Here is a 298-nt window from a genome sequence, read left to right as displayed (position 1 = left end):
ATGTAGTGGGCATAGCCGCAGACATCGGTCACCAACCCCGGCAGGCCGGAGACCAGCGCCTCCAGCAGCACCGTACCGGTGTTCTCGTTGTAGGCCGGGTGGATCAGCAGGTCGGCGCCGAGCAGGAAGCGCGGGATATCGCTGCGCCCCTTGAGGATCTGTACCTGGTCGTTGAGACCGAGGGCGGCGATCTGTAGCAGGAACGGCTTGGGATCGTCCTGGCCGATGGCGATCAGCCGGGTACGCCTGCGCAACGCCTTGGGCCGCGCGGACAGCGCCTTCAGGCTGCGATCCAGGC

1 protein-coding gene is annotated in these 298 nt (G+C 66.8%); it reads right to left on the bottom strand.

Annotated elements, in window-relative coordinates; translation table 11 throughout:
• Positions 1–298, bottom strand: a 298-nt coding sequence (locus ACLJNW_RS24355) for a glycosyltransferase (protein ID WP_410961236.1), incomplete at both ends; no start/stop codon positions are given.

It is taken from the genome of Salmonella sp. SAL4457, from assembly GCF_046548235.1.
Taxonomy (GTDB): domain Bacteria; phylum Pseudomonadota; class Gammaproteobacteria; order Enterobacterales; family Enterobacteriaceae; genus Salmonella; species Salmonella enterica.
Note: the sequence above shows the minus strand (reverse complement) of the source record. Positions and strands in the feature narration are given on the sequence as shown.